Genomic DNA, 18589 nt, shown 5'->3' with positions numbered 1-18589 from the left:
AGGTGATCTCGCCGCGCTCCGGGGAGTTCACGAGATCGACACCGGACAACAGCTGCTCCCCTCGTCGTCGCCATGGCGTCACCGGACATGGAGTCACCGGTCATGGCGTCACCGGACATGGAGTCACCGGAAATGAAGTCACTGCCCGCGGAGGTTGCAACTGCGACAGGTGCCTCAGAGTCGCGCGCGGTAGCGGCGTCCTCGCAGCGCCTCCTCGACGAGCCCGGCCTCCCGGCGTACGCCGAGCAGCCGGGCCTCCTCGGCCTGCCAGGTCGTGATCGCGGCCTCGACGATGTCGAGGTCGGCGACCTCGCGTAGCGCCGAGCGCGCCTCGCTCAGACCGCGCCGGCAGGCCGCCTGGCTGGCCCCGATGTGCAGGAGGGCGAAGCGCGCCAGCACCACCGGATGACGACGCAGGGCCGGGTAGGCGCGGTAGTCGGGCGGGCACTGGTCGAGCAGCCAGTTGCACGCCGTGCGCTCCCAGTCGGGGGCGTCGGGTGGGCGGACCTGGCGTGGCCAGCCGGGCGGTGCGACGAGCATGCCCTCATTCTGAGTCGAACGTGTGTTCGAGTCAACTCTCGATCGATTCGGCCGATGCCGACCTGAGCCGCTCCTCCACCTCGGCGAGGCGGGGGTCCCGGAGTCCTGCCGCGTCGTGCTCCCACCAGACCGCGGGATAGATCAGCTGCCCGGCCATCCACTCCTCGTGGCCCTCGAAGAGCACGCACTGGAACGCCGGGCGTGGCGTGCGCTCGAGCGCCGCGGGGAGGAAGCCGTGCCGGTCGGCGCGCTCGAAGCCGCGCGTTCCGTAGTAGTCCGGGCTGCCTTCCAGGAACAGCGCCGGTACACCGCTGCGCCGCGCCGTCCCGACCGCCGCCTCGACCAGCGCCGTGCCGATCCCCTGCCCCTGGCGCTCGGGCAGGACCGACAGGGGGCTCAGCACCCACACCTCGACCAGCAGGCGACGCGCGTCCACCCAAGCGCTGCTCAGCCCGACATGCCCGAGCACGTGGCCCCCCTGCTCGACGACGAGGCCGGCCCGCCGGTGACGGCCGAGGCTCGCCCAGATGTCGGCGACCTGGAGACCGTGCTCCTCACGCCCGCCGTCCCCGAACGCCGCCGCGATCACCCGCAGCACGTCGTCCCGGTCGACCGGCTGCTCGGGGCGGACCTCGAAAGCCATGGAGCAAACCTGACACGGACTCGTACGGTGCCGCACATGGATATCGCGTCGCTCGCCTTCCGCACCGACCTCGCGATGCTCGAGCACTCCGGAAGCGAGATCGAGGACCGCGGCACCCACCTCGTCGTTCGCACGCCCGACAACCCGGCGTACTGGTGGGGGAACTTCTTTCTGCTCTCCACGCCTCCGTCGGACGCCGACGAGGCGCGCAGCTGGGTGGCCACGTTCGAGACGCAGTTCCCCGGAGCCCGTCACCGCACCTTCGGCGTGGACGGCCAGGCCGGCACGATCGACGACCTGGCGCCCTTCGCCGAGATCGGGCTGGACGTCGATCTCTCCGCGGTGATGACGGCAACCTCGGTGCACGAACCGCCTCGTCCCAACACCGACGCGACCTACCGTCCGCTCGACTCGGACAGCGACTGGGCCCAGCAGATCGAGGTCGCACGGGCCGGCGAGGATGTGGGGTACGAGCTGCCGTTCGTCACCGCACGGACTGCGGCCCAGCGCCGCCTCGTGGACGCCGGGCACGGGGCCTGGTGGGGCGCCTTCGAGGGCGACCGGCTGCTTGCCTCGATGGGACTCTTCACGGCCTCACCCGGCCTCGCCCGCTTCCAGAGCGTGAAGACCCACCCGGACGCCCGCGGACGCGGCCTGGCCGGCACCCTCGTGCACCGGGTCAGCCGCTACGGCTACGACGAGCTGGGCGCCCACACGCTGGTGATGGTGGCCGACCCCGACTACCTGGCGATCCGGATCTACCGCAGCGTGGGGTTCGCCGAGACAGAGCGCCAGCTCCAGGCCGAGCGGAAGCCCGCGGGATGACTCCGGTCAGGGCTTGTCGGGGGACGCATAGATGTGCGCGCCGCCCTTGCATGTCGCGAACGCCGCCTCCGGGGCGGTGTGCCCGTCGCCGTAGAACTTCAGGAAGATCGGCAGCCGCGGGTCGTCGGCACCGGTGAGGTCGAGCTGGGCGTTCCACACCGTGACGACCGCCGGCGCCGGCAGACCGGGGTACGGCGAAAGCATGATCTTCCCGCTCTTGACCGTGTCGAGCGCTGCCTCGAGCTTCTGGACGTCCGAGGTCGGGAGGCCGGGCTTGTAGGTGATCCAGACCGTGCCGTGCTCGAGGTCGTGCACGGCGTTCTCGTTGCGCGGCGGCCTGTCGTACACGCCGCAGTCGTCCCACGTGGGGTCGTGCGGCCCGCCGGCGGGAGGCACCTGGGCGTAGTGCACCGGGTCAGTGGTGTGCTGACCGCCGACGAAGTCGTAGGTCTTGACCGCCGTGAGCTGGGGGATGTCGTTGTGCGGGTCGTCCCCCTTCGGCGGCTGCTGGGCCCGGTAGATCTGGTAGGCCAGGATGCCGATCAGCACCAGCAACCCCACGCCGATGATGGCGCGCTTGACGTTGGGATTTCCCGCTCGAGTGGGGGCGCTGGACACGCGGGGAAGGGTATCGGGGCCTCGGACGCGATCAGGGCGAAACCGGGAGGTCGGTACGTCCCGGCAGCGACCTCGAACCCTTCAGGCGACGGAACGTACGAGCAGAACCAACGCGGAGAACGCACAGACCACGAGAACGCCCCGGCGGAACGTCTCGCGGTCGATCACGTTGCGGGTGTGACGCCCCACGACGTACGCGAGGACGACACCGGGCGCCATCAGCAGAGCGAGCACGGACGGCTCGCGGTCGAGCGCACCGGCGATCGCGAGTCCCCCGAGGCTGAGCACCACCCCGACGAAGAAGAACACCGACATGGTCGCGCGAGCGACGTGGGGCTCGCGGCGCTGGTACAGCAGCGCGATCGGCGGGCCGCCGATCGAGGTAGCGGTGCCGGTGGCGCCGGCCACGAAACCCGCCGTCGCCAGGGTCGCCGCGTTGACCGGCACCTCGAGCGCGCGCAGGGAGAGTGCGACCGCGGCCAACACCATGGCCGCCAGCACGACCCCGATCTGCTTCTCGGAGAACACGGCCACGAGCCACGCCCCCACCACCGTCCCCGGCACCCGCGCGGGCAACGACCAGGCCGTGGAACGCCAGTCGACGTGCTCGTGCTCTCCGAGCAGGTTCAGCCCGGAGATGAGCAGGGCCAGCCAGAGCGTCAGGTCCGGCACCAACGACGGGTCGACCAGCGCCACCACCGGGGCGCCGAGCAGGCCTATGCCCAGCCCCACCACCGCCTGCACGTAGGCACCGAGCGTCACGACCAGGCCGATCGCGACGACGACCGGCCAGGCGAGGTCGGTCAACGAGGACCGCGCATCGAGCCGCCCGACCGGTCGTAGGACTCGGCCACGATCTCCGCGACGACCGAGAGCGCGATCTCGCCCGGCGCCTTGCCGCCCAGGTCGTGCCCCGCCGGGACGTGGAGCTTCTCCAGGTTCGGCACACCGTCGGCCTGGAGCTCGGCCAGGAGCGTCTCGGCGCGGCGGCGGCTCGCCATCATCGCGACGTACGTCGCGGGCGAGGCCAGCGCGTCACGGAGGAACTGCGCGGCGTCGGGCGCGTCGTGGTCGCAGAGCACCACCGCGTCACGCTCCGCCGGCATCAGCGAGGCGAGCCCCGGGCCGGCTTCGTCCTCCGCCAGGACGACCACGAGCCGACCGACGGCCGTGCCGATCGTGAAGATCGCCTGCGAGATGGGGTTGGCGGTGAGCAGCAGGATTCGTCCGTGCTCGGACTGCTCGTCGGACCAGGGCTGCTCGCGAGGTGCGGTCGTCACGGGTCCACCCTGCCAGGCGCTGCGGCCCCGGGCGCACCCGCCCGGAACCTTCGCCCACGCGCGCGTTCACGGTTGTGTCAGCGGGCAGACAGACAACCGGTGCTCCGGGATGTTCGCTGGCCGCGGCGCGACCGCCGGTCCCCGTCCGGCGACTGTTGCCCGCACGGCTGCCCTTCCCGTCATCTCTCCCGACGTGGAAGGGCGGCCGTTGCGTCCTCGATCCCCTGCCTCAGGCGGGAAGGAACGACAGGCGCACCTCGCGATCGGGGTTGTCGACGTTCAGATCGACCAGGCAGATGCTCTGCCACGTGCCCAGGGCCAACCGACCGTCGATGACCGGCACGGTCGCGTACGGCGGTACGACCGCCGGCATCACGTGCGAACGACCGTGTCCCGGCGACCCGTGCTGGTGCCGCCAGCGGTCGTCGGACGGCAGCAGGTCGGCGAGTGCGGCGAGCAGGTCGTCGTCCGAGCCGGCACCGGTCTCGATGATCGCGATACCGGCCGTCGCGTGCGGGACGAAGACGTGGAGCAGGCCGGAGGCGTCACCGGCGTACGACGAGACGAACCGTTCGCACTCCCTGGTCAGGTCGTGGACGGCGTCCGCGGAGCCGGTGTGGACCTGGACGACCTCACTGTCCATCGGCCCGTCCACCGGCTTGTCCATCGGCCCGTCCGTCAGCCAGCCGCTGCTCGATCCGCTCGACCTTGGCGCTCATCTGACCGGTGTCGTGACCGGCGCGGAGATCGGCCTTGAGCACGAGCCCGACCCGCGGTGAGGTCTCGGCGACGGTGAGGACCGCCTTCTTCACGACCGCCATCACCTCGTCCCACTCCCCCTCGATGTTGGTGAACATCGCGTTGGTCTCGCACGGGAGCCCCGAGTCGCGGATGACCCGCACGGCCTCGGCCACGGACGCACTCACGCCGCCCGTCTCGTCTCCACCTGAAGGACTGATGCTGATCGCCACGAGCATGCGACCACCGTACGGCCCACGTGCTGCGCGGGGCGTTCGTGGTCTCGACTCCGCTCGACCACCGACACCGCTCGACCCTGACCGCGGACCCTGAGGCGCCTCAGGGTTTCCGGGGGCGCCGGCAGGGATCGGATCAGCGGGCTCCCCGATGTGGGCGAGGGCCAACGGCGGCGAGAGTCCTCGCCATGATCATCGTCGACTCACTGACCAAGAAGTACGGCGGCTTCACCGCCGTCGACCATGTGACCTTCCGGGCGGAGCCCGGCCGCGTGACGGGCTTCCTCGGACCGAACGGCGCCGGGAAGTCGACCACCATGCGGATCATGGTCGGCCTCACGCCGGCGACCTCGGGCACGGCCACCGTGCTCGGGCGCGGGTACGCCGACCTCCCGAACCCCGGCCGCGAGATCGGGGTGCTGCTCGACGCGTCGGCGCAGCACGCCGGCCGCACCGGCCGCGAGATCCTGACCCTCGCCCAGCGCACGATGCGGGTCCCGCGGGGCCGCGTCGACGAGATGCTCGACCTGGTCAGCCTCAGCGAGGAGGAGTCCGGACGCCGCGTCCGCGACTACTCGCTCGGCATGCGCCAGCGGCTCGGCATCGCCACGGCCCTGATCGGCGACCCCGAGATGCTGGTGCTGGACGAGCCCGCCAACGGCCTCGACCCGGCCGGCATCCGGTGGATGCGCGACCTGCTGCGCGGCTTCGCCAACAAGGGCGGCACCGTCCTCCTCTCGTCGCACCTGCTCCACGAGATCGAGGTCATCGCCGACGACCTGGTCGTGATCGGCAACGGCCGGATCGTCGCCTCGGGCACCAAGAGCAGCCTCCTGGCCGCCGCGGGCACGTTCGCGAGCGCGGCGGACACCGCCGCTCTGGCAGCTGCGCTGACCGGCGCCGGGCACACCGCGGAGACGTCGCTGGGTGGCCTCCGCACCGACGCGGACGCCGGGCAGGTCGGCCGCATCGCGCTCGCGGCCGGCGTACCCCTGACCGAGCTGCGCCCCGCCGACGGGGCCGGCCTCGAGGAGATGTTCCTCGAGCTCACCAAGGACGACGCACGAGAAGATGTACGAGAGGGAGTGGCGGCATGAGCACCGCAGTCATGGAGAACACACAGGTCGCTGAGAGCGAACGCCGGCCGGAGCACGCGCCGATCCCGTTCCGGACCGTGGTGGGCGTCGAGCTCCGCAAGGCGTTCGACACCCGGTCCGGGTTCTGGCTGATGATCGCGATCGCGGCCGCCGGGCTGCTCGCCACCGGAGCCGTGCTGGCCTTCGCGAACGACAGCGACCTGACCTACGACAACTTCGGTGCGGCGATCGGCGTCCCGATGACGGTCCTGCTGCCCGTCGTGGCGATCCTCGCGGTGACCGGTGAGTGGAGCCAGCGCGCCGGGCTGACGACGTTCACCCTGGTGCCGCACCGCGGCCGGGTGATCCGGGCGAAGCTGGTCGTGACCATCGCGGTCGGCCTGGTCTCGATGGCGCTGGCGTTGGCCGTCGGCGCCCTCGGCAACATCATCGGCACCGGCCTCAAGGGCGTCGACACCACGTGGAACCTGTCCTTCACGTCGATCCTCTACATCGTCGGGGCCGACCTGGTCGGGATGATGATCGGCTTCATGCTGGGCGTCCTGATCCGCAACTCGCCCGGCGCGATCGTCACCTACTTCAGCTACTGGTTCGTGGTCCCGACCATCTCCGGGATCCTGGCCGCCAACCAGGACTGGTTCGAGAAGGCCCAGCCGTGGGTGGACTTCAACTACAACCAGAACCGGATGTACGACGGCGGCTTCTCGGCGCAGGACTGGACCCAGTTCGCGCTCACCGGCTCCGTCTGGCTCCTGCTGCCGCTGGCGATCGGGCTCTGGCGGGTGACGAGGGCCGAGGTGAAGTAGCCGCCTGCCGCACGGGGTGCAGGACGTCATGCGGACGGAGTCGTCTACGGCTCCGTCCGTATGACGTTGCGGGGCTCATGCGTCGAGCAGCGCGTTCACGAACTCCCCGTGCGTGCGACGGCCGCCGACCGACTCCGTGCGTTCCGTCCGTACGGCGCTCGGCATGAGGGCCGGCGCAGAGCGGGTCGCGCGGCAACTCGACCCCGCCGGCGCCCCGGGTCGCTTCGCCGACGCGGCCGAGTCGCTGCTGAAGGGCGTCACGCACCCACTGCCTGGTCTCGAGGTGTGATCGACCTCGTCCCGGTCCTCACGGCCGCGTGCGAGCTGCAGCGTCGCTGACGTCGGCATCCGGGCCGGGCAGGAGGGCTCGCAGCCGGGCCAGCGCGTCGCGGCTCTGCGACTTCACTCCTCCGGGTGTGCGCGTCCATCACACACGCTTCACGCGGCGAGCGCTGCCGAAGGAGGGGTGTCGCTCCGGAAATTCTGCGCACCGTCATCCGGACAGAGCCATGGAGAGCTCCGTCCGTATGACGTCCCGGCTCAGCCTCTGAGCAGGTTCCGCAGCACGTACTGCATGATCCCGCCGTTGCGGTAGTAGCCCGCCTCGCCGGGGGTGTCGATGCGCACGGTCGCCTCGAACTCGTCGACCCGCCCGTCCTTCTCGATCGAGACCGTGACCGTGCGCGGTGTGATGCCGTCGTTGAGCTCGGTGATGCCGGAGATCGAGATCGCCTCCTCGCCGGTCAGCCCCATGTCGTCGGCCGTCTTGCCCGCGGGGAACTGGAGCGGCAGCACGCCCATCCCGATCAGGTTGGAGCGGTGGATGCGCTCGTAGGACTCGGCGATCACGGCCCTGACCCCCAGCAGCGCCGTGCCCTTGGCCGCCCAGTCGCGGGACGAGCCGGAGCCGTACTCCTTGCCGGCCAGGACGATCAGCGGGACCCCGGCCTCCTGGTAGTTGACGCTCGCCTCGTAGACCGAGGTGACCTCGCCGCCGCGTGTGAAGTCGCGTGTGAAGCCGCCCTCGGTGCCGGGTGCCAGCTGGTTGCGGAGCCGGATGTTCGCGAACGTGCCGCGGATCATCACCTCGTGGTTGCCCCGGCGCGAGCCGTAGGAGTTGAAGTCACGCTGCTCGACACCGTGCTCGGCGAGGTAGTGACCCGCCGGGCTGTCCTTCTTGATCGCCCCCGCCGGGCTGATGTGGTCGGTGGTGACCGAGTCACCGAGCTTGAGCAGCACCCGCGCACCCTCGATGTCGGTGACCGGGTCGGGCTCGTGGGGCATTCCGTCGAAGTACGGCGCCTTCCGGACGTACGTCGAGTCCGCGTCCCAGGCGAAGGTGTCGCCCTCGGGTGTCGGCAGCTCCTGCCAGCGCTGGTCCCCGGCGAAGACGTCGGCGTAGTCCTTGCTGAACATCTCGGCGGTGATCGCCTCGCCGATCACCTGCTCCACCTCGGCCGGCGACGGCCAGATGTCCTTGAGGAACACGTCGTTGCCGTCGGCGTCCTGCCCCAGCGCGTCCTCGAAGAGGTCGACCTCCATCGAGCCGGCCAGCGCGTAGGCGACCACGAGCGGCGGCGACGCCAGGTAGTTCATCTTCACGTCGGGGTTGATCCGGCCCTCGAAGTTCCGGTTGCCCGAGAGCACGCTGACCACGGCCAGGTCCTTCTCGTTGACGGCGGCGCTGACCTCGGGGATGAGCGGGCCCGAGTTGCCGATGCACGTCGTACAGCCGTAGCCGACGAGGTTGAAGCCGAGCTTGTCGAGGTACGGCGTGAGGCCGGCGCGCTCGTAGTAGTCGCTGACGACCTTCGAGCCCGGCGCCAGCGTGGTCTTGACCCAGGGCTTGCGGTGCAAGCCCTTCTCGACCGCGTTCTTGGCCAGCAGGGCCGCGGCGATCATCACGCTCGGGTTGGAGGTGTTGGTGCAGGAGGTGATCGCCGCGATGCTCACCGCGCCGTGACCGATCTCGAAGGTCTCACCGTCGAGCGTGACTTCCGCCGTCGCGTCCCGGTCGTCGGTGTAGTCCTTCAGCGCCTTCTCGAACCCCTCGACGGCCTTGGTCACCTCGACCCGGTCCTGGGGCCGCTTCGGGCCGGCGATCGAGGGGACGACCTCGGACAGGTCCAGCTCGAGCCGCTCGCTGTAGCGGGGCTCGACGTACCCCTCGGCCGACGGGTCGTGCCAGAGGCCCTGCTCCTTGGCGTAGGCCTCGACGAGCGCCAGCTGCTCGTCGGTGCGGCCGGTGAGCCGGAGGTACTCCACGGTCTGCTCGTCGATCGGGAAGACCGCGATGGTCGAGCCGAACTCCGGGCTCATGTTGCCGATCGTGGCGCGGTTGGCGACCGGCAGCGCGCCGACCCCCTCGCCGTAGAACTCCACGAACTTCCCGACCACGCCGTGCTGGCGCAGCATCTCGGTGATCGTGAGCACAAGGTCGGTCGCGGTCGAGCCCTCGGGCAGCTCGCCGGACAGCTTGAAGCCGACCACGCGCGGGATCAGCATGCTCACCGGCTGGCCGAGCATCGCCGCCTCGGCCTCGATGCCCCCGACGCCCCAGCCGACCACGCCGATGCCGTTGACCATCGTGGTGTGGGAGTCGGTGCCGACGCAGGTGTCGGGGTACGCCGTGAGCTCACCGTCCACCTCGCGGGTGAAGGCGACGCGGGCGAGGTGCTCGATGTTGACCTGGTGGACGATGCCGGTGCCCGGCGGCACCACCTTGAAGTCGGCGAACGCGCTCTGCCCCCACCGCAGGAACTGGTAGCGCTCCTTGTTCCGCAGGTACTCGATCTCGACGTTGCGCTCGAACGCCTCGGGAGTGCCGAAGACGTCGGCGATCACCGAGTGGTCGATGACCAGCTCGGACGGTGCGAGCGGGTTGATCCTGGTGGCGTCGCCGCCGAGGTCGGCCATCGCCTCACGCATGGTGGCGAGGTCGACGATGCAGGGCACGCCGGTGAAGTCCTGCATGATCACCCGCGCGGGCGTGAACTGGATCTCCTTGTCCGGCTGCGCCTCGGCGTCCCAGCCGGCCAGCGCTCGGATGTCGTCGGCGGTGATGTCGGCGCCGTCCTCGGTGCGCAGCAGGTTCTCCAGGAGGACCTTCAGGGAGTACGGCAGGCTCGCGACGTCCAGCCCCTCCCCGGTGACGGCCGACAGCCGGTGGATCTGGTAGCTGCGGTCACCGACCTCCAGCGCGCCCTTCGAACCGAAGCTGTCCTTGCTGGCCATCCGTCACATCTCCTCGCGAAGTCGGCGTACGCGCCCATCTTGCCGTCGCCGTTCGGGCGTCAGGAAGGCGGGCAGATCTCTTGATATCAAGATACATGTCGCGGCTCTGCCGGCTCAAACCGGGAGCTTCTCCCCGCGCTGCTCGAGCAGTCGCACGGGCGCACTGAGGCGCCACGCCTCGAAGACCAGCTCGGCCAGCTCGTCGCGTTCGACCTGGTCGAGATGGACGACGACCCAGCCGAAGCCGCTGGTCGTGAACTGCACCTCGAACGCCTCGGGCCGCTCGGCCACCAGCGCCTCCTGCTCGGCATGGGTCTGCTTGAGGCCGACGGTGCTGGTCGGCTCCCAGAGGTAGCCGAAGGTGCGGCCGGACACCTCGAACTTGGTGTAGCGGTCGAAGTCGCTCACCGCGACGTCCTCGAGCTGACCGATCAGGTCGTGGGCGTCGCCGGTGTCGCAGGGCACAGGCCGAGCCTGGCACAGCACGCCGACACTCACGTTCGGTTCGCTCAGCGACCTCCGCTGATGTAGCGGGCCGCGTCGAATCCGGAACCGCCGTGCACGTCCTCCTCGCCGTCGCCGGCTGCATGCGCTTCCAACCAGACGATCGCGGCGTCCGTGTGGCGGCTTGCAATCAGGAGCTCCGCGATTCGGTTCGCCTCGCTGCACGTGAAATGGGGACCGACCCGCTCCGCCGTACTCGCACGGCCGAAGACTCGGGTCACGGCGTCCAGGGCTCTGTCGAGGTCACGACCCTCGTCCCGGCCGGCGCGCAGCATCCGGATCAGTGCGGGATCCGCAGGCATGAACCAGAAGTACCCGGCGGGGCCGACGTTCATTCACGAGCCGAGCGTGGCCTTTCTCTCGGACGTTCCATCTCGAGGATTCGTCCGTCGTCATCGAGGCGGCCGCACACAGAACTCGTTGCCGTCGGGGTCGGCCAGCACCGCCCAGCCCACGTCGCCCTGGCCGATGTCGACGCGGGCAGCCCCGAGCGCCATGAGCCGGTCGACCTCGGACTCCACATCAGTGCCCTCGGCCGCGACGAGATCGAAGTGCAGCCGGTTCTTGCCGTGCTTGGGCGCCACCGGCGGGCCGCCCCACGTCACCTTCGGACCGCCGTGCGGCGAGCGGATCGCGGTCTCCTGGTCCTGGTCCCAGACCAGCGGCCAGCCGAGCGCTTCGCTCCAGAAGTAGCCGACCGCCTGCGAGCCGTCGCAGGAGAGGGCTCCCAGGAACCCGCAGTCGGCGAGGAACTCGTTGCCCGGCTCGAGGACACAGAACTCGTTGCCCTCGGGGTCCGCGAGCACGACGTGCCCCTCCTCCGGACGCTGACCGACGTCGATGTGCCGCGCTCCGAGTCCCAGCGCCCTGGACACCGTCTCCTGCTGGCCGTCGGGAGAGGTGCTGGTGAGGTCGAAATGGATCTGGTTCGGGCTGTCCTTGCGGGCCTGGCTGGGCACGAACCGCAGCCGGAACCCCGTGTCATCGGTCGGCACCAGCGCGTTCCCACCCGAGCGGTCGTCCACCGGCTGCCACCCCAGGACGCCCGCCCAGAAGCCAGCAAGGCTCTGGGGGTCGTTCGCGTCGAAGCAGAGCGCGTGGAGCCGGGGGGTCATCGGGTCACGCTACGAGCGCGGCGTCGAGCGGCTCAACGCGATATCCGGCCGGCACCGTGCCGGCCGGCTTCAGCGCTCCAGCAGCGCCACGCACTCGACGTGCTGCGTCATCGGGAAGAGGTCGAAGGCGCGCAGGTCGCCTAGCCCGTATCCCAGCTCGGCGAACGTCGCCAGGTCGCGAGCCAGGGCGGCGGGGTCGCAGGCGACGTACGCGACCGCTCGCGGGGCCCGGTCGACGATCTGGGTCACCACCTTCCGCCGCGCCCCCTCTCGCGGCGGGTCGAGGACGACCAGGTCGAACGGCTCGTCGTACGCCGACACCAGGACTCGGTCGACGGGTCCGTGCTCGACCGTGACGGAGGCTGGCAGGTTCGAGCGCGCGTCCCGGCAGGCGACCCGAGACCCCTCGACGGCGACCACCCGACCCGACGGGCCCACCACATCCGAGAGGAACGCCGCGAACAGCCCCACGCCGGCATAGAGGTCCAGCACCTTCTCCCCCGCCCGCGGGGCGAGGAAGGACAGCACCGTCTCGACCAGCACCCGCGGCGCCTCGAGGTGGGACTGCCAGAAGCCGTCGGGGTCCACTCGGAGCCTCTTGCTGCCGTACGACGTCTCGACGGTCTCGGAGTCGCGTGCAGGCAGTCCGGCGTCGATCAGGCAATCGTCGATCTCGACGACCTCGTCCGACCGGTGGACGTGGAGGCCGCGCGCTCCGGCCGGCAGCGCGACGTACCGCATCCGGGTGCGCCAGCGGAGCAGCGGCGGCACCTCCTCGACCGACACCTCCACGTCGAGGCCGGCCAGGCGCGACAGCTGCTCGCGGACGACGGCTGCCTTCAGACCCCGCTGGCCGGCCGGAGTCACGTGCTGGAAGTCGCAGCCGCCGCACAGGCCGGGGCCGGCGTACGGGCAGGGCGCCGTGACCCGGTCGGTCGACGCGGACAGCACGGAGACGGCGTCGCCCCGCCAGAAGCGGTCGCCCTCCGACCCCTCGGTCACCGACACCACGACCCGCTCCCCCGGCAGCGCGTGCCGGACGAACACCACCCGGTCGTCGTGGCGCGCCACGCAATGGCCACCGTGGGCGACCGGTCCGACCTCGACCTCGAACCGCTCGCCGACGTGCGACCGCCCTCGGGCCGTGCGCTCACGCGGGCGGCGCCGGGTCACGAGGGGCTCACCGGGGCACTTGGCGGCGCGGCGGTGCCTGCCCGCCGCTCCGCACCGTCCCGCGGCGCAGGTCACCGGCCTTGACCCGGTGAACCTCCCGCCTGGCGCGCTCCCGGGCGATCTCGGAGGAGTGCAGCTGGTACGGCACCGAGGTGACCATCACCCCCGGCGTGAACAGCAGCCGTCCCTTCAGCCGCAGCGCCGTCTGGTTGTGCAGCAGCTGCTCCCACCAGCGACCGACGACGTACTCCGGGATGTAGACGGCGACCACGCCACGCGGGTTGGCCTTCCGGATCTGGGTGGCGTACTCGATGATCGGCCGGACGATCTCGCGGTACGGCGAGTACAGGACCTTGAGCGGTACGCCGAGGTTGCGGTCGTCCCACTCCTGCACGAGCGCCTTCGTGGTGGCGTCGTCGGAGGCGACGTACACCGCCTCGAGCACGTTGGGCCTTGTCGCCTTCGCGTAGGCGAGCGCGCGCAGGGTCGGCTTGTGCAGCTTCGAGACCAGCACGACCGCGTGCACCTTGGTCGGCAGGAACCGGTCCTCCTCGTCGGCGGCGAGCTCGCGGGAGACGTTGTCGTAGTGGCGCCGGATGCCCTTCATCATCGCGAAGAACACGCACATGGCGAGGATCGCGATCCAGGCGCCGGCCAGGAACTTGGTCAGCAGGATGACCACGAAGACCACCGCCGTCATCCCGAGGCCGAAGGTGTTGATCGTCCGCGACCGGTACATCCGGCGCCGGACGGCCGGGTCGGTCTCGGTCCTCAGGTGGCGGGTCCAGTGCCGGATCATGCCCAGCTGGCTGAGGTTGAACGACACGAAGACGCCGATGATGTACAGCTGGATGAGCCGGGTCGTCTCGGCGTTGAACGCGACGATCAGGACGCAGGCGAAGATGGCCAGCACGAGGATGCCGTTGCTGTACGCCAGCCGGTCGCCCCGCGAGCCCAGCGCCCGCGGCATGAACCCGTCGCGGGCCAGGATCGAGCCCAGCACCGGGAAGCCGTTGAACGCGGTGTTGGCGGCCAGGATCAGGATGATCCCCGTCGCCGCCAGGACGAAGTAGAAGCCCGGGGTGAAGTTGTCGAAGACCGCCTTGGAGATCTGGGCCATCACCGTCGGCTGGTCATAGCCCGCCGGCATCGGCTTGCCGTGGTCCTGCAGCCGCGAGACGTCGTCGACGTACTTGATCTTCATGTGGTGGGCCAACAGGATGATGCTCATCAGCATCGTGACCGCGACCGTGCCGAGCATCAGCAGCGTGGTCGCGGCGTTCCGGCTCTTCGGCTTGCGGAACGCCGGCACGCCGTTCGAGATCGCCTCGACCCCGGTCAGCGCCGCGCACCCGGACGAGAAGGCCCGCGCCAGCAGGAAGATCAGCGCCAGGCCGGTCAGGTTCCCGCCGTCGTACCCGGGCGCGGGGAGGATCGTGAGGTCGGCGCTCTCGACGTTCGGCAGGGTCCCGGAGGAGCCTCGGATCACGCCGACCAGCGCCATCCCGAGCACACCGGCCATGAAGCAGTACGTCGGGATCGCGAAGAAGGCGCCCGACTCGCGGACGCCTCGGAGGTTCATCGCCGCCAGCGCCAGGACCAGCCCGACGGCCACCTCGACTTCGTGGTGCGAGATCCAGGGCAGGGCACCCGCTGCGTTCTGGACACCCGAGGAGACCGAGACCGCCACCGTGAGCACGTAGTCGACCAGGAGGGCCGCGGCGACCGTGACGCCTGCCGTCTGCCCGAGGTTGACCGTCGCCACCTCGTAGTCGCCCCCGCCGCTCGGGTAGGCGTGCACGTTCTGGCGGTACGACGCGACCACGGTGAGCATGACCACGGCGACGGCGATGCCGATCTTCCACGACCAGAGATAGGTCGAGGCGCCGGCCAGGCCGAGCATGATGAAGACCTCGTCGGGAGCGTAGGCGACCGACGAGAGGGCGTCGCTGGCGAACACCGGGAGCGCGATCCGCTTCGGCAGAAGCGTCTCGCCCAGCTGGGAGCTCCGCAGTTTTCGCCCCAGCAGGATCCGCTTGGAGACGTCGCCGACACCCACGAGGGGACAGGATACGGTTTCTCCGTGCACGTGGTGATCATGGGATGCGGCCGGGTCGGATCGACCCTGGCGCGCAGCCTCGAGGACCGCAACCACACGGTCTCGGTCATCGACAGCGAGCCCGACAGCTTCCGCCGTCTGGGCCCGGGATTCAACGGCGACAAGGTCACCGGTTACGGCTTCGACCAGGAGGTCCTCGAGAAGGCCGGGATCCGGCGCGCGGACGCGTTCGCGGCCGTCTCCAGCGGTGACAACTCCAACATCATCGCCGCCCGGGTGGCCCGCGAGACGTTCGGCATCGACCAGGTCGTCGCCCGCATCTACGACCCCGGGCGGGCCGAGGTCTACCAGCGGCTGGGCATCACCACGGTGGCCACCGTGAAGTGGACCGCCGACCAGGTGCTGCGCCGGCTGCTCCCGGTCGGCGCGGAGCCGGACTTCCGTGATCCGTCCGGCACGATCCGGGTCGACCAGGTCCCGGCGCCGACCACCTGGGTCGGGCACCGGACGGTCGACTTCCAGGCCGCGTCGAAGTCGCGGATCGCCTGGATCGACCGGCTCGGCGAGGGCATGCTGCCGACGATCGACAGCGTGATCCAGGAGGGCGACCTGCTCCACCTGGTGATGCGCGAGGAGAACGCCGCCGGCGCCTACCACGTGATCAACGAAGGCCCGGAAGACTGAAGGTCCTGACATGAGAGTCGCCATCGCCGGAGCAGGGGCCGTGGGCCGCTCCATCGCCCGCGAGCTGATCACCAACGGCCACCAGGTCCTGCTCATCGACAAGGACCCGCACTCGATCAAGCCCGAACGCGTTCCCGACGCCGAGTGGCTGCTCGCGGACTCGTGCGAGCTGTCCTCCCTCGAGGAGGCGCATCTCGACGACTGCGACGTGGTCATCGCCGCCACCGGGGACGACAAGGTGAACCTGGTGACCGCTCTGCTGGCCAAGACCGAGTTCGCGGTGCCGCGCACCGTGGGCCGGGTGAACCATCCGAACAACGAGTGGCTGTTCAACGAGGCCTGGGGCGTCGACGTGAACGTGTCGACGCCGCGGATCATGTCGGCACTGGTCGAGGAGGCGGTGACGGTCGGCGACCTGGTCCGGCTCTTCACGTTCCGCCAGAGCAACGCCAACCTGGTCGAGCTCACCCTCCCGGACGACTCGCCGTACGTCGGGAAGCCGTCGGGCCTGATCCCCTTCCCCGAGAACGTCGCGCTGGTGACGATCCTGCGCGACGGCCAGGTCTACCCGCCCGACGGCGAGCAGCCGATCGAGGCCGGCGACGAGCTGCTGTTCGTGGTGTCGGCGGACGTCGAGAACGAGCTGGAGTCGCTGCTCAACCCTGACCACGCGCCGGGCTGACCTGACCGCCGGCCCGCCCGCCGTGCTGCAGCGGCGTGTGGTTGCGACCGAGCAGCCATGACATCGCGGCCAGCGCCGCGAGCTGCAGGGGCCAGCCCATCGCGATCTTGAGCACGCCGAGCGCCGCGACCGCCGTGTCGGCGGAGACGCTGCCGGAGTGGCCCGCCAGCCAGATCGGCCCCTGGACGAGGGCCCGCACCGCGCACGGCAGGACCAGCAGCCAGGTCAGCCGGCTGCAGAGCCGGACGACCTGCCGGTCGGTGTGCCAGGAGGTCGGGTCGCCGGTCACACTGCCGATCATGAAGCCGACCAGCGGCCAGCCGGTGATACAGGTCAGCCCCATCACCACGGCGTACCCGGCGTTGTACAGCAGCCCGGGGACGAAGTACGCGAGCGCCTGGTCGTCGGCGCTGCCGCCGCGGCTCGCGGCGAGGTGCACGAACACCCAGCCGATCGCGATGCCGACCAGGGCGTTGACGCAGAACTTCACCGTCTGCTTCTGCACGAGCCGGGCGGCCAGCTCGAGGACCGCGACCCCGATGCTCGCGCCCAGCGCCAGCTCGAGCCGACGGGTGAGCAGCCAGACCACGGTGAAGGTCAGGGTCGGGACCGCCGCCTCGACCATGCCGCGGCGGCCGCCGAGGGCCTCGCTCAGCTGTCGGCGGACCAGGGCCTCGACGGTGTCCGTCGTCGGTGGCGCTTGACTCGGCGGCTGGGTCATCGGATGTCCGTACGTCGGATGGCGGGCGGCGCCGCGCGGGCGGTCAGGGCAGGCGGTCGTTGAGGTCGGGTCAGGGCAGCAGGGTGTAGCGCGGGTTGTAGATGATGCGGTCGCCGCCGTGCCGGCCGATCCGGCCCAGCACCTCGACCGACCGCCCGGGTGAGATGGCCGCGATCTCGCGCCGTCCGAGCCAGACCAGGGTCAGCGAGTCGGAACCGTCGAACAGCTCCGCCTCGAGGGCCGGCACACCGCCGCGGGGCCGCAGCGTCACCGTACGCAGGGTGCCGCGCAGCCGCACCGGCCTCCGGTCGGAGGAGTCCGCGATCAGGTCGCACCGGCCGGCCTTGGTCGTCTCCCGCAGCTCGCGGGCATGCTGGTCCTCGGCGTTGGCCCAGCTGCTGATCGTGCGCCGCAGCTTGCTCTTCTCACCCACGACTCCAGCGTAGATCGTGAGTCCAGGATCAGGTGAGTCGTTGGGCGTCGTCGGGGAGGGTCAGCGGAAGGGCATCGCCGACCGGCATGGCGTGTGAACCCCGGTGCACCACGACGGCGGCGAGCGCGTCCTCCCAGTCCTCGGCGCCCTCGGGCTCGACGGCCGGCTGGCCGAGGAACGTCCCGCGCAGCAGCCAGCGAGCACCGTTGACGCCGATGATCCGCGACGGCTGCATCGCCTGGCTGCCGTCGGGCATCACCACCTGCATCTGGCAGACCAGCTCGGTGCCCCACCGGCCCTCGCGGACGGTGGCGGTGCCGCCGTGCCGCGAGATGTCGGCGGCGATCTGCGGTCGCACCTCGGACCAGAGATCGCCGTTCCGCGGGGCCGCGAACGCCCGGAGCTCGAGCGCGCCCTCCTCGGCGGCGAGCATCACCGACTGCACCTCGCCGGTGTTCTCGTCCACCTGCAGGCGCAGCTCGGCGCCCTCGCGGGGCGCCACGAGCAGAGACCCGAGGTCGACCCGGTCGAGACCGTCGTCCGGGAGCGACTCGGAGTCCCAGGGCCCGGTCGCGACTTCGGCCTCGTCGTCGAGCTCGTCGAGGTCGTCGAGCTCGGGCGGGTCCGGCTCCGAGCGGGCCCTGCGGCGGAACATCAGTGCGACTCCCAGCTGTCGGTCACGAGCGGTCGGGCACGGGAGCATCCGGCGGCCCGGCAGAGAGCCCGGCGGAGCCTCCTGTTGAACCGTATCCCCCGATCCCCCGGACCGACTCGGGCAGGGCGTCGACCTCGGTGAACACCGCTCGCTCGAACCGTTGGAACACCAGTTGGGCGATCCGGTCGCCACGCTTGAGCTCGACCGGCTCGGACGGGTCGTGGTTGACCAGCAGCACCTTGATCTCGCCCCGGTAGCCGGCGTCGATGGTGCCGGGGGTGTTCACGATCGAGAGTCCGTGGCGCGCGGCGAGCCCCGAGCGGGGATGGACCAGCGCGACGTACCCCTCGGGGAGCGCGAGCGAGATCCCGGTCGGCACCATCGCCCGCTCCCCCGGCGCCAAGGTGACGTCGACGGTGGTCATCAGGTCGGCGCCGGCGTCGCCGGGGTGGGCGTACGCCGGGAGCGGCAGCCCGCGGTCGAGACGCAGGATCGCGACGGGCAGGCCCGGTCGGTCTGCGGAGTCGGACACGTGCGGACCCTATC

General features: G+C 70.6%; 23 protein-coding genes. 6 read left to right on the top strand and 17 right to left on the bottom strand.

Annotated elements, in window-relative coordinates:
• Positions 1-174: 174 nt before the first annotated feature.
• Positions 175-540 carry a hypothetical protein gene (locus VGK78_RS17530; protein ID WP_331529013.1) on the bottom strand — a complete coding sequence of 122 codons (366 nt, stop codon included), beginning with the start codon at positions 538-540 and terminating at the stop codon, positions 175-177.
• Between the two features lie 31 nt (positions 541-571).
• A complete protein-coding gene (locus tag VGK78_RS17525) occupies positions 572-1183 on the bottom strand; it encodes an N-acetyltransferase (RefSeq protein WP_331529012.1) in 612 nt (203 codons plus the stop codon).
• Positions 1184-1219: 36 nt separating this feature from the next.
• Between VGK78_RS17525 and VGK78_RS17520 the strand changes: the two genes are divergently transcribed.
• A complete protein-coding gene (locus VGK78_RS17520; RefSeq protein ID WP_331529011.1) occupies positions 1220-2008 on the top strand; it encodes a GNAT family N-acetyltransferase in 789 nt (262 codons plus the stop codon).
• 6 nt (positions 2009-2014) lie between these two features.
• Here the strand turns inward: VGK78_RS17520 and VGK78_RS17515 are convergent, their stop codons facing one another.
• The 5 genes from VGK78_RS17515 to VGK78_RS17495 all read right to left on the bottom strand — a co-directional run bounded on the left by VGK78_RS17515 (position 2015) and on the right by VGK78_RS17495 (position 4883).
• Entirely contained in the window at positions 2015-2626 is a 612-nt protein-coding gene (locus VGK78_RS17515; RefSeq protein ID WP_331529010.1) for a DUF3105 domain-containing protein, read from the bottom strand.
• An 81-nt stretch (positions 2627-2707) separates the two neighbouring features.
• Entirely contained in the window at positions 2708-3433 is a 726-nt protein-coding gene (locus VGK78_RS17510) for a sulfite exporter TauE/SafE family protein (protein ID WP_331529009.1), read from the bottom strand.
• Entirely contained in the window at positions 3430-3906 is a 477-nt protein-coding gene (locus tag VGK78_RS17505) for an XdhC family protein (protein ID WP_331529008.1), read from the bottom strand. Before VGK78_RS17505 ends, VGK78_RS17510 begins: the two co-directional genes overlap by 4 nt.
• A gap of 229 nt (positions 3907-4135) precedes the next feature.
• Positions 4136-4549 (bottom strand): secondary thiamine-phosphate synthase enzyme YjbQ, encoded by a 414-nt coding sequence (locus VGK78_RS17500; RefSeq protein ID WP_331529060.1) that lies wholly within the window; start codon positions 4547-4549, stop codon positions 4136-4138.
• Entirely contained in the window at positions 4539-4883 is a 345-nt protein-coding gene (locus VGK78_RS17495; RefSeq protein ID WP_331529007.1) for a thiamine-binding protein, read from the bottom strand. Before VGK78_RS17495 ends, VGK78_RS17500 begins: the two co-directional genes overlap by 11 nt.
• A gap of 185 nt (positions 4884-5068) precedes the next feature.
• On the opposite strand from VGK78_RS17495, the gene VGK78_RS17490 reads away from it, so the two are divergent.
• The 3 genes from VGK78_RS17490 to VGK78_RS17480 all read left to right on the top strand — a co-directional run bounded on the left by VGK78_RS17490 (position 5069) and on the right by VGK78_RS17480 (position 7072).
• Positions 5069-5977 (top strand): ABC transporter ATP-binding protein, encoded by a 909-nt coding sequence (locus tag VGK78_RS17490; protein WP_331529006.1) that lies wholly within the window; start codon positions 5069-5071, stop codon positions 5975-5977.
• On the top strand, positions 5974-6783 hold the full coding sequence (locus tag VGK78_RS17485) for an ABC transporter permease subunit (protein WP_331529005.1): 810 nt from the start codon (positions 5974-5976) through the stop codon (positions 6781-6783). Before VGK78_RS17490 ends, VGK78_RS17485 begins: the two co-directional genes overlap by 4 nt.
• 163 nt (positions 6784-6946) lie before the next feature.
• The gene (locus VGK78_RS17480) at positions 6947-7072 is read left to right on the top strand and encodes a hypothetical protein (protein WP_331529004.1); all 126 of its coding nucleotides are present in this window, start codon (positions 6947-6949) and stop codon (positions 7070-7072) included.
• 251 nt (positions 7073-7323) lie between these two features.
• Here VGK78_RS17480 and acnA read toward each other — a convergent pair whose 3' ends face one another.
• The 6 genes from acnA to VGK78_RS17450 all read right to left on the bottom strand — a co-directional run bounded on the left by acnA (position 7324) and on the right by VGK78_RS17450 (position 14868).
• Positions 7324-10017, bottom strand: a complete 2694-nt coding sequence (gene acnA, locus VGK78_RS17475) for an aconitate hydratase AcnA (protein ID WP_331529003.1) — start codon at positions 10015-10017, stop codon at positions 7324-7326.
• Between the two features lie 114 nt (positions 10018-10131).
• Positions 10132-10482 (bottom strand): MmcQ/YjbR family DNA-binding protein, encoded by a 351-nt coding sequence (locus tag VGK78_RS17470; protein WP_331529002.1) that lies wholly within the window; start codon positions 10480-10482, stop codon positions 10132-10134.
• 44 nt (positions 10483-10526) lie between these two features.
• Positions 10527-10856, bottom strand: coding sequence for a hypothetical protein (locus VGK78_RS17465; protein ID WP_331529001.1), 330 nt, complete (start codon positions 10854-10856; stop codon positions 10527-10529).
• A gap of 57 nt (positions 10857-10913) precedes the next feature.
• Complete coding sequence (locus tag VGK78_RS17460) at positions 10914-11636, bottom strand: VOC family protein (RefSeq protein WP_331529000.1); 723 nt, start codon at positions 11634-11636, stop codon at positions 10914-10916.
• A gap of 69 nt (positions 11637-11705) precedes the next feature.
• The gene (locus VGK78_RS17455; RefSeq protein ID WP_331528999.1) at positions 11706-12809 is read right to left on the bottom strand and encodes a class I SAM-dependent RNA methyltransferase; all 1104 of its coding nucleotides are present in this window, start codon (positions 12807-12809) and stop codon (positions 11706-11708) included.
• 7 nt (positions 12810-12816) lie between these two features.
• Positions 12817-14868, bottom strand: coding sequence for an APC family permease (locus VGK78_RS17450; protein WP_331528998.1), 2052 nt, complete (start codon positions 14866-14868; stop codon positions 12817-12819).
• Positions 14869-14907: 39 nt separating this feature from the next.
• On the opposite strand from VGK78_RS17450, the gene VGK78_RS17445 reads away from it, so the two are divergent.
• Positions 14908-15552, top strand: coding sequence for a TrkA family potassium uptake protein (locus VGK78_RS17445; RefSeq protein ID WP_331529059.1), 645 nt, complete (start codon positions 14908-14910; stop codon positions 15550-15552).
• A gap of 10 nt (positions 15553-15562) precedes the next feature.
• Entirely contained in the window at positions 15563-16234 is a 672-nt protein-coding gene (locus tag VGK78_RS17440) for a TrkA family potassium uptake protein (RefSeq protein ID WP_331528997.1), read from the top strand.
• Here the strand turns inward: VGK78_RS17440 and VGK78_RS17435 are convergent.
• From VGK78_RS17435 to dut, 4 genes are all read right to left on the bottom strand, one after another.
• Complete coding sequence (locus VGK78_RS17435; RefSeq protein ID WP_331528996.1) at positions 16209-16955, bottom strand: DUF3159 domain-containing protein; 747 nt, start codon at positions 16953-16955, stop codon at positions 16209-16211. The genes VGK78_RS17440 and VGK78_RS17435 overlap by 26 nt on opposite strands.
• A 70-nt stretch (positions 16956-17025) precedes the next feature.
• The gene (locus VGK78_RS17430) at positions 17026-17388 is read right to left on the bottom strand and encodes an OB-fold nucleic acid binding domain-containing protein (protein WP_331528995.1); all 363 of its coding nucleotides are present in this window, start codon (positions 17386-17388) and stop codon (positions 17026-17028) included.
• 28 nt (positions 17389-17416) lie between these two features.
• A complete protein-coding gene (locus VGK78_RS17425; protein WP_331528994.1) occupies positions 17417-18043 on the bottom strand; it encodes a DUF3710 domain-containing protein in 627 nt (208 codons plus the stop codon).
• Between the two features lie 22 nt (positions 18044-18065).
• Positions 18066-18575, bottom strand: coding sequence for a dUTP diphosphatase (gene dut / locus VGK78_RS17420; RefSeq protein WP_331528993.1), 510 nt, complete (start codon positions 18573-18575; stop codon positions 18066-18068).
• Between the last annotated feature and the right edge of the window lie 14 nt (positions 18576-18589).

This window comes from Nocardioides sp. (genome assembly GCF_036503465.1).
Classification (GTDB): domain Bacteria; phylum Actinomycetota; class Actinomycetes; order Propionibacteriales; family Nocardioidaceae; genus Nocardioides.
The sequence above is the reverse complement of the archived record's forward strand: the minus strand, read 5'-3'. Positions and strand labels throughout refer to the sequence as shown.